This is a genomic window from Pseudomonas sp. BN102 (genome assembly GCF_029871245.1).
In the GTDB taxonomy this organism is placed as follows: domain Bacteria; phylum Pseudomonadota; class Gammaproteobacteria; order Pseudomonadales; family Pseudomonadaceae; genus Metapseudomonas.
Genome location: NZ_SSON01000071.1, coordinates 86,739 through 101,914, shown reverse-complemented (window position 1 = coordinate 101,914; position 15,176 = coordinate 86,739). Strand labels below are relative to the sequence as shown.

The following is a 15,176-nucleotide window of genomic DNA, read 5'->3' as shown; positions in this document are numbered from 1 at the left end:
GTTCATGATCAGAAGCTCGCTTTGAGAGTGACGGAGGCGTAGTCGCGGTCGTCGATGGTGGAGAATTCGTTGGAACCGAAGAACGCGTTGTAGGCCAGCTCCAGCGAGTAGTTGTTGCGGTAGTCGAAGGCGAGGGCGAGGCTCGCAGCCTGCTGGCCTTCCTGGAAGTTCGGGCCGTAACCGTCGACGTCATGCCGCCAGTTGACCGAAGGCGTGATCACGGTTGCCGGCAGCAGGCCCTCGTAGCTGAGGGAAAGGCGCGCGCGGTAACCCCAGGAGAAGTGGTCCACCAGGCCCTTGGTATTACAGTTGTCGGCGTTGTAGGCGAGGATCTCGTCACGGCTCAGGCCACCACTGCCGATCGCGCCGGCGGGCGGTACGGCCACGCAGGCGCTGCCATCGGTGGGCGGTGTGCGACCGAAGGCGCCGGAGCGGCCGAAGCGTTGGCCGTCGATGTCATCGACCCAGTTGGCGCCGGCCTCGGCGGCCCAGGCGAGGCGGGTGGCGCCCAGCACGTTGTTGATGGTGTCGGTGGCCCCCAGGCTGAACTGCCAGACCGGCAGGCGTGCATAGCCCTGGAACTCGGTGCCGGGCAGAACACCGCCGGACGGCGTCGTCGGGCTGGTGGTGGCGCGGGTGAGGGTGGCTATGGTGTCGTTGCCGTTGAAGGCGATCGGCTGGTTGGGCCGGTAGCTCAGTTCGCCGAAGACCGCCGTGGTGCCCAGCACGCTGCTGAGGCTGGCACCGAACATGCGCACATCCTCCGGGTACACGGTGAAGTAACGCGCCTGGTTGAGCAGCGTGGCGGCGGTTGTGCCGGTGCTGACCAGCCCGTTCACCACCGGTGTGCGGTTGTGGTAGTTGGCGAAGTACAGGCCGAGGTCGGTGCTGTTCAGCTCCTCGAACACATAGTGCATGGCCAGGCCGTACTGGCCGGTGTCGCTGGCCCACTCGGTGCCCGCCCGTGGCACGAAGCCGCCAGCGGCGAGGTTCTGCGCGGTGGTGCCGCGACCGGTGACGAGGGTGGTGAACTGGCAGCCTTCCTGGGTGTTGTCGCTGGGACTGAAGAAGGTGCCACAACCGTCGATCACCGAGGGACGGAAGTTGTACTGCCAGAACCCTTCGACGTTCATGGCGTCGGATAGGTCGAGGTTGAAACTGAACATCTCCACCGGCAGCTGGCCTTCCTTCAACTCCACACCGGGACGGTTGAAGGCGGAAATATCCAGCGGGTTGATCGCGTTCACGCCGTTTTGCAGGAACAGCGCCTCGCCCCAGCTCAGCACGTGCTTGCCCAGCTTGGTGCTGAGCTTATGGCCCTGGATGTCGAAATCCTTCCAGACATAGGCATCGAGTGCCTCGAATCCCTTGAACTTGGCCAGGTCCTGCCAGCCGGAGTCATCGAAGCGGGTGAAATCACCGTTGGTGGTTTCCAGCTCGTGGTCGTACCAGTACTTCAGGCGCAGGAAGGCACCCTGGCCGCCATCGTTGAGATCGAAGTCGGTCAGGCCCTTGAACACGGTGGAGAAGGTGTCGCCCTTGTCGAAGTTGAGTTTGCCGTCATCACCGTTGTAGTTGATGCCACGGCCCTCCTTGCCGATGGAGGCGGCGTCGGCCTTGGTGATCAACTTTTCGTCGGCGTCTTCCAGGGACCAACTGGTGCCGAGGCTGAGGGTGGTATTGACGTCCAGACCCCAGTCATCGTTGAGCTGGAAGTTGGCTGCCAGCAGATGCGGACTGCCCAGGCTGGCGATGGCGATACCTGCCGCCAGCAAGCTGGGACGCAGGTGGAGCGGTGCGGTTGTGCGGAATTGGTCTTTCATTCTGATGAGCCACCAGTTGTTTTTGTTTTGGCGTGATCGCGGCGCTGTGTTTACCCCCGGTAGCGACTGCCAAGGCATTCGAGCGATGGCCGTGTGCCGGTAGCGGGGCGTTTCGATCCTAAGCAGCGGCGCCGACGCGACGAAAGCAGGATCAATCGTCATTTCGCGCCAGTGACCACGCGGTCATTGGTTGGCATCCCTTGCCATCCACGCCATGTCTTTCTCGCGCCGATGGCCCTTCACATGAACACCCCACATTGGGGAGGGGTCCTGCCCTTAAGCCCTGCAATAGCTTTCTCCACGAGCGGGTCGCCGGGCGCGACGACGACCCCTTCCACGGCAGCAACGGCCCGCTGCACGTCACCGATCTGCGCTCTCCCTGTTCCTTCGCGCGCTACTTCGTTGAGGCCGCCGCCGCAGGTCACCCCTTCAACCACTACTTCAATGGCGCCCGCCAGGAGGGTGTCGGCCATTTCCAGGTCACCCAGCGCGACGGTGAGCGCTGGGGTGCCCGATCAGAAGGCCCTGAGCCGCTTCGGCGGCAAGTTCCTCTACCTGGACAAGCTGGCGTTCGATGGCAGCAAGGCCGATGACGATGCCCTTCGCGAACTGGTACGCCGGCAGGTGGACAACATCTTCCACCTGCCGCATGGGCGCGGATGGCGAGTCGGTGGTCGACCCACAGCTGCGCGTGCGTGGCGTGGAAGGCCTGCGTGTGGTCGACGCTTCGATCATGCCGAATCTGGTGGGCGGCAACACCAATGCGCCGAGCATCATGATCGGCGAGAAGGCGGCGGACCTGATCCGCGCTGCATTGCTGGCGACGGGCGCCGAGGCGAAACGGGTGGAAGAGGGCGCCGGCGTCGGCTGAGTGCCTCCGGCCCGTCCATGCTGGCGGGGTATCGCCCCCCCATCGTGGGCAGGGACGCCGCGGGGCGGCTTTCGCAACGATAGGCCCAAGGCGCGCGGCGGCTTCCCTGCAGGCCGCGCGGCAATCCAATGGAGAACGAGATGTCGCAGAAAACCTGTGTCGCCGGCGTCGGCATGATCCCCTTCACCAAGCCCGGTGCCAGCGGCACCTACATCGAGATGGGAGCCCAGGCAACCCGCCTGGCCCTGCGGGATGCCGGGCTGGATTACGGCCTGGTGCAGCAGGCCTATGTGGGCTACGTCTACGGTGACTCGACCAGCGGCCAGTCGGCGCTGTACGAAGTCGGCCTGTCGGGCATTCCGGTGGTCAACGTCAACAACAATTGCTCCACCGGCTCCACCGCCCTCTGGCTGGCGCGCCAGGCGGTCGAAAGCGGTGCCGTCGAATGCGCCCTGGCGCTGGGTTTCGAACAGATGCAACCGGGCGCCCTGGGCAATGCCTGGAATGATCGTCCGTCGATCATGGGCAAGTGTTGGGCGGTGACCGACGCGCTCTGCGCCGACGCCGAGAGTGTGCCCATGGCGCTGAAGATGTTCGGCGGCGCTGGCCGCGAGCACATGCAGAAGTACGGCACGCGCATGGAAACCTTCGCGGCGATCCGCGCCAAAGCCAGCCGGCATGCCGCGAACAATCCGCTGGCCGTATTCCGCAATGTGGTGAGCACCGAAGATGTCATGAATGACAAGGTCATGTGGCCGGGGGTGATGACCCGCCTGATGGCCTGTCCGCCCACCTGCGGCGCGGCGGCGGCGATCATTTGTTCCGAAGCCTTCGCGAAAAAGCATGGCCTGCGCACCGATGTGGTGATCCTTGCCCAGTCGCTGACCACCGATGCCGCCGTGGCCTATGAACCGCCGTCGATGATCCAGGCGGTGGGCTTCGACATGGCCCAGCGGGCCGCGCGGGCAGTGTATGAGAAGACGGGGGTAGATCCGCGGGACATCCCGGTGGTGGAACTGCACGACTGCTTCGCCCACAACGAATTGCTCACCTATGAATCCCTGGGTCTGTGCCCGGTGGGCGGGGCCGAGCAGTTCGTTCTCGATGGCGACAACACCTACGGTGGCCGCGTCGTCACCAACCCGTCCGGCGGCCTGCTTTCCAAGGGCCATCCGCTGGGCGCCACCGGCCTCGCCCAGTGCTATGAGCTCACCCGTCAATTGCGTGGTAGCGCCCAATCCACCCAGGTCGAGGGCGCCATGCTGGCCCTGCAGCACAACCTGGGCCTCGGGGGCGCCTGCGTGGTGACCCTTTACGGCCGCAACTGAGCCGTAATCCGTTCGCGAGGGCATTCGCCAACGGGTTTCGGAGCGGCCCCTGCGTGACAGGTTCGGGGGCCGCTCCATTTTTCCATTTCCCGGCCAGCCGACATGAACGACACGTCTTCCCACGAAAAGCGGCAACCGCTGCATACCCGCCAGGTGTCCTGTACCGGCTACCTGCGCGAGGACGGCCTCATCGATATCGAAGGGCGTCTGCTGGACACCAAGACCCATGACTACCAGTCGCTGGAACGCATGATCCGAGCCGGCCAGCCCTGCCACCTGATGCACCTGCTAATGACTGTGGGCCTGGATTTCGTGATCCGCGAGGTCAAGGCGGTGACAGAGGCCGCGCCCATGTCCAGGTGCGGTCGGATCACACCCGCCTACGAGTCGCTGGTGGGCGTGAAGGTGGGGCCCGGCTTCACCCGGCGTGTCGCCCAACTGCTGGGTGGTACGCGGGGCTGCACCCATCTGACCGAGTTGCTCGGTCCCATGGCCACCACGCTCTACCAGACCGCCTACGGCTTGCGTCGCCAGGCCGAGCTGGAGCGTGCGTCCAGGGATCCGGCGTTCGAGCCGGCCAGGCCCTTCGTCATCGGCGCCTGCCACACCTACCACCCCGAAGGCGAGGCTGCACAGCGGCTCGATCAGCGCTGGCAGGAGGAGAACCGGATCGCCAGTGCAACTCGCGAAGAATGAAGCCGGGCGGGTCGCCCGCCCGGAGCGCAGAGGGAACCGGCACGAGGCCGGCCAGACCGATAACAACAAGACTGGAGGTTCCGATGTACATCACCCAGGCGTTACACCGTCACTTGCAGCAGCGTCCACAGGCCATCGCGATTCGTTCCCAGGGGCGCAGCTTGACCTTTGGCGAGCTTGGCGGACGTGTCGCCCGACTGGCTGGCGCACTGACAAAGCTCGGTGTCGAAAGCGGCGAGCGGGTGGCAATGCTCTCGCTGAACTCAGCGCGTTACATCGAATACTACCAGGCGGTGCCCTGGGCTGATGCCGTGCTCAATCCGGTGAACATCCGCTGGAGCGCGGCGGAAATCCTCTACTCGCTGGATGATTCGGAAACCACGGTCCTGATAGTCGATGACACCTTCCTGCCCCTGGCGCATAAGATCGTCACCGAGGCCAAGACCCTGCGTACCCTGATCTACGCGGGCGAGGGAAAAACGCCAGCCGGCTGGTACAACTACGAGGCACTGGTGGCCAGGTCCGAGCCGGTGGAGGACGCCCGGCGTGGCGGCGATTCGCTGCTGGGCATCTTCTACACCGGCGGCACCACCGGCGTCCCCAAGGGCGTGATGCTCAGCCACAACAACCTGGCATTCTCCTCGATGGCGGTGCTCAATTCGGGCGTCTATCGCTCGGATGCGGCATTCCTGCATGTGATGCCGATGTTCCACCTGGCAGGCTACGCGGCCATCTGCGCCCTGATGATGAGCGGTGGCACCCAGGTGATACTACCGGGCTTCGCCCCGGAGGCCGTGCTGGAGACCATCGCCAGAGAGCGTGTCAACGAAATCCTCCTAGCGCCGACCATGATCCAGATGCTGCTGGACTGTCGCGATGCCGATCCGCGCCTGGTAGCCCTCGACTTGGAAGCGTTGCGCAATATCGGCTACGGCGCCTCGCCCATCACCCCGGCATTGCTCGATCGCGCCCGGGTGGCTTTCCCCCATGCCGGATTCACCCAGGGCTACGGGATGACCGAGCTGGCCCCCATCGCCACTACCCTAGACGGTGAATATCACTGCGCCGAGCACCAGGCCAGCGGCAAGATGTACTCGGCCGGCAAGCCGCAGTTCTGTGTCGAGATTCGAATCGTCGATCCCGAGGACAACGAACTGCCGCGTGGCATCGTGGGCGAGATCGTGGTGCGCGGGCCGAATGTGATGCTCGGCTACTGGAAGAAGCCGGAGGCCACCGCCGAAGCCCTGCGCGGCGGCTGGATGCACACCGGCGATGGCGGCTACATGGACGAGGACGGCTTCATCTACATCTGCGACCGCCTCAAGGACATGATCGTCAGTGGTGGCGAGAACGTGTATTCGGCGGAGGTGGAAGTCGCCATCGCCAGCCATCCGGCTATTGCCCAGTGCGCGGTGATCGACGTGCCTTGCGACAAGTGGGGCGAGCGAGTGCATGCCGTGATCGTGCGCAAGCCGCAGATGCAGGTGGACGAGGACGAAATCATCGCCCACTGCCGCGAGCGCATCGCCGGCTACAAGGTGCCGCGCACCGTCGAGTTCCGCGACGCCTTGCCCCTGTCCAGCATCGGCAAGGTGCTCAAGACCGAACTGCGCAAACCCTACTGGGCTGCACACAAGCACGGTATTTCCTGACGCTGTGCCGCCCTGACCGGCTGCCGGAGCAGCCTGCATGCCCCCCATCGTGGGCAGGTACGGCCCGCACTTCGATTGGCAACCATGTAACAACGCCGGCCCGGACGAAACGCTTCGTCCGGGGCCGAGCTGCATCCCAAAACCTGGAGAACACGATGTCTCAGAAGCCTTTAGTCGCCGGTGTCGGCATGATCCCCTTCGTCAAGCCGGGAACCAGCGGAACCTACATCGAGATGGGCGCCGAGGCGATCCGCCTGGCCCTCAAGGACGCCGGCCTGGACTACGGCCTGGTGCAGCAGGCCTATGCCGGCTACGTCTACGGTTCCTCCACCTGCGGCCAGGCGGCCCTCTACCAGGTGGGCATGACCGGCATTCCCCTGGTCAACGTGAACAACAACTGCGCCACCGGCTCCAGCGCCCTCTGGCTGGCGCGCCAGGCGGTGGAAAGCGGCATGGTCGACTGCGCCCTGGCATTCGGCTTCGAGCAGATGCAGCCAGGCGCCCTCAAGGCGCACTGGGATGACCGCCCGAATGCCACCACAGTCATGACCCAGGCAGTGATCGACGAGCTGACCGCCGACGTTACCGGTGTTCCCGGCGCCCTGATGATGTTCGGCGGTGCCGGTCGCGAACACATGCAGAAGTACGGCACGCGCATGGAGACCTTCGCCGCCATCCGCGCCAAGGCCAGCCGCCACGCCGCCAACAACCCGCTGGCGATGTTCCGCAAGGTGGTCACCACCGAGGACGTGATGAAGGACAACCTGATCTGGCCGGGCGTGATGACCCGCCTGATGGCCTGCCCGCCGACCTGTGGTGCGGCGGCGGCGATCATTTGCTCGGAAACCTTCGCGAAGAAGCATGGCCTGCGTACCAACGTAGCCATCCTGGCCCAGTCGCTGACCACCGACAGCCCCGCCTGCTTCGAGGCGCGCTCGATGATCGAGGTGGTCGGCTTCGACATGGCCAGACGCGGTGCCCGCGAGGTCTACGAGAAGGCCGGTGTGGACCCGCGCGAAATCCGCGTCGCCGAGTTGCACGACTGCTTCGCCCACAACGAGCTGCTCACCTACGAGTCCCTGGGTTTCTGCCCGGTGGGGGGCGCCGAGCGCTTCGTCATGAATGGCGACAACACCTACGGCGGCCAGGTGGTGACCAATCCCTCCGGTGGCCTGTTGTCCAAGGGGCACCCGCTGGGCGCCACCGGCCTCGCCCAGTGCTATGAGCTGACCCACCAGCTGCGCGGCACCGCCGAGGCGCGCCAGGTGAAGGGGGTGAACCTTGCCCTGCAGCACAACCTCGGACTGGGTGGCGCCTGCGTCGTCACCCTGTACGGCAGCAACTGAAGGCCCGGGCGCGCGTTCATTCGAATGCGCGCCCGGATCACCCCCGATTCGGCTGGAAGGGTTCCGTGACCTGTGCCATTCCACATCCGGGAGAGTATCCCCAGTCCGCTCGCTGGATGTCCCGGCTGGTCAGAGGGATGGAACGATTCGAACTGGATACCGGACGCCTTCTCGAACGCATCGGCGTCGACCCGGGGAGCCTGCGGCAACCGAGCGCCCAGGTCTGCGCACGGAAGATGGACCTGCTCTGGCAGCTTGCCGCTGATGCGATTCCCGAGGTCTTCCTGCCGGTTGACCTCTGGCGCCTGCATCCCCGTGGCATCGAGCATTTGGCCCACGGGGTGCACGGTAGCCTGACGCTGCGCGAGGCCACGTCTCGCCTGACCTGCACGATCGAGAGCCTTGGAATTGCCCCGCTGTACGACCTGATCGACGAAGGGGGCCAATTCCATCTAAAGGTGACCGCTCCCTATCCGGGTTTCTCGCCGCTGCGCCAAGTTGCGGCCCTGGCGACCTGCATCGAAGTATGGCGGCGGCTCGGGGATTGTGACCTGAAACTGCGACAGGTGCATCTGGCCCTGACGGAGCCAGCCGATGCGGCCATCGCCGAACAACTGCGGCGATACTTCGGCTGCGAACCCCGCTTCGATGCCGGGCAAAGCAGCCTGAGCCTCGAGCTGGCCGACATAGACCGGCCGCTATTGGAGTGGACCGTTGGGGCAACCCGGCTCGCCGATACCGTGCGCCGCCAATTGGCCGACGGCCTGACGAGCATGGAGGGGATGGCCATGCGCCTCGAACTCAGCAGCCGCACCCTGCAGCGGCGGCTGGCGGAGGAGGGGGTGTCCTTCAGTCATCTGCTCGGCGAGGTGCGTTGCCAACTCGCCGTCCAGTACTTGCGCGAGGGTCGCTACACCATCAAGCAGATCGCCTACCTGCTGGGCTTCGGCGACCTCAGCAACTTTGCGCGCACATTTCGCGGCTGGCATGGCGTGTCGCCCAGCGAGTACCAGCGCCAGCAGGCCGATTCATCGGACGGGGCGCGACCCGACACCTGATCAGGTCCGGGACGCAGCAGACCGTCGATCGCGCCGGTGGCGAGAAGGAACAGCAGGGCTACCAAGGCCAGGCCCTGCGACAGGCGCAGCAGGGGGCCGGATTCGGTGCGCCGGATGGCACTCAGAAGGCGGATCTCGCCGTGGCTGGAGAATGGCATGGCCTTGCTCGCTCCGGGTGAAGGTAGGGCCAACCATAGCCGGCAGGCTGCCGCGCCGCCCCACCCACGCGAGGTAGGGTGTGCCCACCATGGCCACCAACTATGGGGGGCAATAGGTGGCGTATCGGGTTGCTAGCCTGACGCCGACTTGTTTATGTGCCGGCCCATTGGGGCCGGCCCGTCGAAACCGCAAAGGAAGGAGAGAACATGCTGTCGGGCATCAAGATCGTGGAAATCTGCGGCATCGGCCCCGGGCCATTCTGCGCCATGCACCTGGCGGACCTGGGCGCCGAGGTCATCGCCGTAGAGCGCGCTGCGTCCATGTCGATCACCGGTGAGGCCAACGCCCCGACCAACCCGCTCAATCGCGGCAAGCGCTCCGTGGTGGCCGACCTGAAAACCGCCGAAGGCCGTGAAGCGGTCCTGCGGCTGATCGAAGGCGCCGACGCCCTGATCGAAGGCATGCGCCCGGGGGTGATGGAGCGCCTCGGGCTGGGTCCGGAGGTCTGCCAGGCGCGCAATCCGCGCCTGGTCTACGGCCGCATGACCGGCTGGGGCCAGCAAGGTCCTCTGGCCCATGCCGCCGGGCATGACAACAACTACATCGCCCTGTCCGGTGCGCTGTACCACAGCGGTACGGCGGGCGAGGCGCCGTCCTCGCCGATTACTCTGATCGGCGATATCGGCGGCGGTGCGCTGTACCTCGCGGTGGGCATCCTGGCTGGCATCCTCAATGCCCGCGCCAGCGGCAAGGGCACGGTGGTGGACGCGGCCATCGTCGATGGTTCCGCCCACATGACCCAGCTGATGCAATCCCTCGCCCGTGGCGGCCTGATCAGCGAAACCCGTGGCAGGAGCGTGCATGACGGCTCGCATTTCTACGCCACCTATCGCTGCGCCGACGATCGCTACGTCGCCCTGGGCTCCATGGAGCCGCAGTTCTATGCGCTGATGAGGCAAAAGCTCGGCCTGGAAAACGACGCCCGGTTCGACCGCCAGTGGGACCCGCAGCGCTGGCCCGAGCAGCGCGAGATCCTGGCCGGGATCTTTGCCCAGCGTACCCGCGAGCAATGGTGCGAACTGCTGGAGGGAACCGATGTCTGCTTTGCTCCCGTGCTCAGTCCACGTGAAGCCTCGGAGCATCCGCACTTGGAGGAGCGTGGTGTCTATTTCCAACGCGACGGCGTGCTGCAGGCGTCACCCGCGCCGCGTTTCGACGGCAAGGTGGCGGTACCCGGCCCGATCCCGGTGCGCGGGAGCGATACCGATGCGGTGATGGCCGCCCTGCAGGGCGGGAATCCGGCGGACGCCTGGCGCAGCTAAGTATTGGCCAGGTGAGGAACATTTCTGTGGGAGCGAATTCATTCGCGAACGAATTCGCTCCCACAGGACTGATATCTGCTTTGGCTCGTAGGATGGGCGGAGCTTGCGATACCCATCAATCGAGGCAGACCCGGTCTCAGTGATCGCCCTCGGTACGGGGCGGCGCATCCGGGCGATGCAGGCTGAGGTCGCGCCACTTGGCGATCGCCTCGTCGCGGCCGGTCACGCCGAGCTTGCCGAAAACGTTCTTCAGGTGCCATTTCACCGTTTCCGGCGACACATTGAGAATGCGCGCGATCTTCTTGTTGGTCATGGCCTGGGCCATGAGCTGCAACACCTCGGACTCGCGGTCGCTGAGGGTCTCGATCGGCGTGGTGGGCTTGGCTGCAGGGTTTTCCACCGGCCTGGCCGCCACCAGCAGGCGCTCGGCATAGAACTCCAGCACCGGCTCCAAAACCTTGGCGTCTAGCAGGGCTTGCAGCATTTCCGGAATGACCGGGGAAACGTCCAGCAGGCTGCGCACCAGGCCCAGCCGGTGGCCCTGGCGCAGGGCCTCCACCAGTTGCTGGCGTGCCAGCTGGGCGTGTCCGCAACCCTGCTCGGCGATGGCCAGTTGCAGGCGCAGGAAGGTGGCCTGGGCCCAGCGGCGCTTGGACTCGCACAAAGTGATCAGCGGCAGCAGTAGGCTGACCGCCTTGGTGTAATCCTGGCGGTACAGGTTCATCTCGATGCCGGCGCGAGTCGCCAGCAAGACGATGCCCTGGGGTACGCCGCGGTCGATGCCGGCGTACTTGCCGGCAAGGTTCTGGAGTTGCCCGAGCAGGGATTCGGCCTGTACCGACTGGTTCTTCTGGATGCACCAGCGCAGGCGCATGTACAGGACGAATGCACGGGGTCGGTCGAGGTTGTAGCGTTGAGCGTACTCTTCCAGGCGGTCGAGATGGGCCTGGGCTTCGAGCTGGCGGCCGGTCAGCCAGTAGATGGTGCACAGCGTCACCAGGCATTGCAGCACGGCGCCGGGCAGGGACACGCGCTCCAGCACATCCAGGCGCGGCTCCAGGACCTGGCTGGCCTCGGCCAGGCTGTTCTGCTCGTAGAGGGTACTGCCCAGCAGGCTGGCCGCTGCGTAGCTGGCCATGATGGTGCTGTCGCCGTGCTGCTCGGATTCGACCAGGGTGTTGCGCAGGATGTGCTCGGCCTCGCTGATGCGCCCCTCCATGACGAGCGTCACGCCGTAGATGCAGCGCCCCAGCAGGGTCCGGCGTGGCGAGGTGCCGGGACGGTCGCTGCCTTCCAGGATCCGCCGGGCGTGCTCGAAGTCGCCGTTGAATGCATACAGCCAGGACAGGATCGAGCCACGACCGGTCAGCACCAGGTCGTCGGCGTCCTCGGGAATCGCCTCGAGCTCCGGCGCCAGCGCCCAGGCCTCCTCGGTCCGGTCGAGCTGCATGGCCAAGGCACCGCGCGACACCAGCAGCCCGTGGCGCTGATGGACGTTCAGGCGCTGCTCGTTCTGCCGAAGGTTGTCGAGGATCCGCCGGGCATCGTCGAAGTTGTGAGCGAAGAGTTCCAGCTGGGCCATCACCAGTTGCAGGCTGAAGCGTTCGCGCACTTCTTCCGGGGGTAGTTTGCGCAGCAGGTTGGGCAACTGGCGGATGGAGCCGCGCGCCAGCAGGTCATGGGCGCAGGCTTCGACTATGTCGGCTGCCGCCTTCACGTCCCCGGCGAGTACCGCATGGCGTACCGCCTCGTCGATGTACCCCTTCTCAAAAAACCAGTCGCGAGCAATCGCCTGCAGCTGTTTCTGCTCCGTTTCGGGCTGGACAGCAAGGCGTGCGCGGAGCACTTCGCGCAGGAGCGGATGGAGGCGGTACCAGGTTTCCCGGTCATGGCTCTTCACCTGGGTGATGAACAGGTTGTCGCCATCCAGGCGGGTCAACTGGTTCATCATCCAGGCGATGGCCTGTGGCTTGCCGACCAGCTTCGCGCACAGCGAAGCAGAAAAACGGTTGCAGATGGAGGCACAGGTCAGCAAATGAAGGTCGGACGCCTGCAGGTGCAGCAATACCTCCTGCTCGAAATAGTGGGCGAAGGCGCTGGCATCGCGCACCTGCATGCGGCTGAAGCCGCCGCCCCGCTTGGACTTGAGATCGATGGCGAAGAGCTGCAGGCCGGCCACCCAGCCATCGGTCAGCTCATGCAGGACTTCGGCGTCGCGCCGGCTGATCTCACCGACCTGCTGGCGCAGGTAGCGCTCGGATTCGTCAACACTGAAGCGCAGGTCGCGCAGATCGAACTCGCTGAGCTGCCCTAGGGCGCGTAGCCGCACCAGGGGCAGGGTGGAGGGCAGGGCGCTGCGTGTGCCGATCGCCAGGTGCAGGTTCGCCGGCGCATAGTCGAGCAGCCAGCCCAAGGCCTTGAAGATATCCGGATCGTTGAGGTTGTGCAGGTCGTCGATCACCAGCAGCAGGTCACGGCCGTGCCGGGATATCCCCTGCAGAAGCACGATGATCCAGTGTTCGAGCGCCAGCTCGTCGCCGTCTCGTCCGAGTAGTTGCGCGGCCTCGCGAACCAGGTCCGCATTGACTTCGGCCAGGCTCGCCAGCAGGCAGTTGCAGAGGCGGGTGGGGTCATTGTCCTCGCTGATCACCGACAGCCAGGCGACATCGAAATTGATGCCCACCAGCTCCCGGCGCCAGGCCAGCAGCGTGCTGGTCTTGCCGCTGCCGGCGGGTCCCTGGACCACCACGCAGCGTTGCCGGCGGGCATCCATCAGGCGCGTTATCAGCGCTGAACGTGCCATCAGGTTGCGGGCGCCGCGAGGCGGTATGACCTTCGTATCGGGGATCAACTGCAGTTCGCGGTTGGCGGGCAGGTGAACGCCGGAGCCTGGGGTTGGAGTCAGCATGGCAGCAGTCTTTCCGGGGGCAGTCTTGTTCTTGTTACGCGTGAATTCTAAGCGCAGCAAGGACGTGATGCCGATTCCCTTTTCGTATTGGCCGAGACAAATAAAAGATTAGGCGCGGACCTGGCGAGCTTCCTAGCATGCGACCAATGCTCAGGAAGCTGCTGCCGCGCGCGGGTCGACGCATTGGGTGATGGCGCAATCGCCGGCCTGACCCGGAACCGCGCGGCCTTCCTGTCCGAATCCCAAGACCCTGCTCACGGAGAAGTCTGAAATGAGTGATTTCCTCAGGATCGAGCGTGACGATGCCGTCGCCATCGTCACCATGAACCGCCCGGAAAACCGCAATGCCCTTACCGACGAGGATGCCATCGGCGAGCTGGTGGCCATGTGCGAGGCGGTCAATCGCGACCGCTCCATTCGCGCGCTGGTGCTTACCGGCGCCGGCCCGGCGTTTTCCGCCGGCGGCAACCTCAAGCAGATCAGCCAGCTTGGCGAGGGAGCCCTCGGAGAGCCGGCGCAGTCGCGCTATTTCTATCGCGACGGGATTCAGCGCGTGCCGCTGGCCCTGTGCAACCTGGAAGTGCCGACCATCGCCGCGGTCAACGGGCCGGCGGTGGGCGCCGGCAACGACCTGGCCTGCATGTGCGACATCCGCATCGCATCGGAAAAGGCCACCTTCGCCGAGAGCTTCGTCAAGCTCGGCCTGATCCCCGGTGACGGCGGTGCCTGGCTGCTGCAGCGCGCCCTGGGCGCTTCGCGGGCCTGCGAGATGGCCTTCACCGGAGAGGCGATCAGCGCCGCCCAGGCACTGGAATGGGGGCTGGTATCGAGGGTGGTGACGGCGGAGGAACTGATGCCGGCGGCACTCGACCTCGCCCGGCGCATCGCCAGCAACCCCGGCGATGCGCTGCGCATGACCAAGCGCCTGATGCTGGAGTCCAGGCATGCCCGCCTGCCGGATGTGCTGGAGCTATCCGCGGCCTTGCAGGCTCTAGCCCACAATACCCAGGCACATCGCGATGCGCTGGAAGTGATGCTGGCCCGCTTGGGCGCCCGCTAGGCTCCCACACCGAGGGCGTTAGCCCTCGGCGGAAACCGTCATGCGTAGCGCGTGCTCGCGGAAGTTGCGCGCAGTGGCCGAATGGGTGTCCGCCAGCATGGCCAGGGCGATGCCCGAGACCAGGTTGGCGGACAGGTTGACCAGTGGGATGGTGCGGATGTGCGGGCCGACGTATTTGGCCGCCGCCGCCGGAATCATGGCGATGCCGAGGCCGCCTTCCACCAGGCCGAGCACGGTCGACATCTGCGCTGCCTGTTGCGCGATGCGCGGGCGGATGCCGGCTTCCTCGAAAGCCTGCAGCATCAGCGCATGCAAGGATGGCGAGCGGCTCTGCGAGCTGACGATGAAGGGTTGGTCGGCCAGGTCCGCCAGGCCCAGGGATTCAGAGGCGGCGAGCGGCGAGTCGTGCCTGACAGCTAGTACCAGGTGTTCGCGCTGTAGCGGCGTGATCTCGGCTGCGCTGGACTGCAGGATGGGGTAGCGCACCAGCGCCACATCCAGTTCGTGTTCATCCAGGCGTTGCAGCAGCTCGCTGCCGACGCCTTCTTCCAGTACCAGATCGACGTGCGGATAGCGCTCGTGAAAGCTGCGAATGATGTTCGGGAGCAAGGCGTAGGCGGCCGAGCCAACGAAGCCCACGCGAAGCTGGCCGCGCTCGCCGGCCTCGCCTTCGCGCGCGGCGCGGCGCATCTCCTCGGCGAAGAACAGCACGCTGCGTGCGTTGCGCAGAACGGCTTCGCCTGCCGAGGTCAGGCGCAGGCCGCTGGGCAGGCGCTCGAACAGCAACACGCCGAGTTCGTCCTCGAGCTTCTTGATCGAGGTGGAGAGCGGCGGCTGGGTCATGTTCAGCTGCTCGGCGGCACGGTGGAAGTTGAGCGTTTCGGCAAGTACGAGCGCCTGCCTGAGCTGACGGAATTCCATATCGGGGCCATTGCGATGGGGTAGTTCGGAGC

The 15,176-nt window shown here is 65.5% G+C and carries 11 protein-coding genes and 1 pseudogene; 8 read left to right on the top strand and 4 right to left on the bottom strand.

Going from position 1 to position 15,176, the window contains the following annotated elements:
• Window positions 1-8: 8 nt before the first annotated feature.
• Together E8F12_RS18185 and E8F12_RS18180 are read right to left on the bottom strand one after the other, a co-directional pair.
• On the bottom strand, window positions 9-1,823 hold the full coding sequence (locus E8F12_RS18185; RefSeq protein WP_280326608.1) for a DUF1302 domain-containing protein: 1,815 nt from the start codon (window positions 1,821-1,823) through the stop codon (window positions 9-11).
• A gap of 239 nt (window positions 1,824-2,062) precedes the next feature.
• A complete protein-coding gene (locus tag E8F12_RS18180; protein ID WP_280326607.1) occupies window positions 2,063-2,296 on the bottom strand; it encodes a hypothetical protein in 234 nt (77 codons plus the stop codon).
• A gap of 167 nt (window positions 2,297-2,463) precedes the next feature.
• Here E8F12_RS18180 and E8F12_RS18175 point away from each other — a divergent pair.
• The 7 genes and pseudogenes from E8F12_RS18175 to E8F12_RS18145 form a co-directional block, all read left to right on the top strand.
• A pseudogene (locus E8F12_RS18175) lies at window positions 2,464-2,694 on the top strand (GMC oxidoreductase); the annotation flags it as partial.
• A gap of 140 nt (window positions 2,695-2,834) precedes the next feature.
• On the top strand, window positions 2,835-4,022 hold the full coding sequence (locus E8F12_RS18170; protein ID WP_280326605.1) for a lipid-transfer protein: 1,188 nt from the start codon (window positions 2,835-2,837) through the stop codon (window positions 4,020-4,022).
• Between the two features lie 102 nt (window positions 4,023-4,124).
• Window positions 4,125-4,718, top strand: coding sequence for a DUF2889 domain-containing protein (locus tag E8F12_RS18165; RefSeq protein WP_280326604.1), 594 nt, complete (start codon window positions 4,125-4,127; stop codon window positions 4,716-4,718).
• Between the two features lie 83 nt (window positions 4,719-4,801).
• The gene (locus E8F12_RS18160) at window positions 4,802-6,370 is read left to right on the top strand and encodes a long-chain-fatty-acid--CoA ligase (protein WP_280326603.1); all 1,569 of its coding nucleotides are present in this window, start codon (window positions 4,802-4,804) and stop codon (window positions 6,368-6,370) included.
• Window positions 6,371-6,525: 155 nt separating this feature from the next.
• Window positions 6,526-7,716 carry a lipid-transfer protein gene (locus tag E8F12_RS18155; protein WP_280326602.1) on the top strand — a complete coding sequence of 397 codons (1,191 nt, stop codon included), beginning with the start codon at window positions 6,526-6,528 and terminating at the stop codon, window positions 7,714-7,716.
• A 65-nt stretch (window positions 7,717-7,781) separates the two neighbouring features.
• A complete protein-coding gene (locus E8F12_RS18150) occupies window positions 7,782-8,774 on the top strand; it encodes an AraC family transcriptional regulator (protein ID WP_280326601.1) in 993 nt (330 codons plus the stop codon).
• A 365-nt stretch (window positions 8,775-9,139) separates the two neighbouring features.
• Complete coding sequence (locus E8F12_RS18145; RefSeq protein WP_280326600.1) at window positions 9,140-10,255, top strand: CaiB/BaiF CoA-transferase family protein; 1,116 nt, start codon at window positions 9,140-9,142, stop codon at window positions 10,253-10,255.
• Between the two features lie 136 nt (window positions 10,256-10,391).
• On the opposite strand, the gene E8F12_RS18140 is transcribed toward E8F12_RS18145, so the two are convergent.
• Window positions 10,392-13,163 carry a LuxR C-terminal-related transcriptional regulator gene (locus E8F12_RS18140; RefSeq protein WP_280326599.1) on the bottom strand — a complete coding sequence of 924 codons (2,772 nt, stop codon included), beginning with the start codon at window positions 13,161-13,163 and terminating at the stop codon, window positions 10,392-10,394.
• 271 nt (window positions 13,164-13,434) lie between these two features.
• On the opposite strand from E8F12_RS18140, the gene E8F12_RS18135 reads away from it, so the two are divergent.
• Window positions 13,435-14,223 (top strand): crotonase/enoyl-CoA hydratase family protein, encoded by a 789-nt coding sequence (locus E8F12_RS18135; RefSeq protein WP_280326598.1) that lies wholly within the window; start codon window positions 13,435-13,437, stop codon window positions 14,221-14,223.
• An 18-nt stretch (window positions 14,224-14,241) separates the two neighbouring features.
• Here E8F12_RS18135 and E8F12_RS18130 read toward each other — a convergent pair whose 3' ends face one another.
• A complete protein-coding gene (locus tag E8F12_RS18130) occupies window positions 14,242-15,144 on the bottom strand; it encodes a LysR family transcriptional regulator (RefSeq protein ID WP_280326597.1) in 903 nt (300 codons plus the stop codon).
• Between the last annotated feature and the right edge of the window lie 32 nt (window positions 15,145-15,176).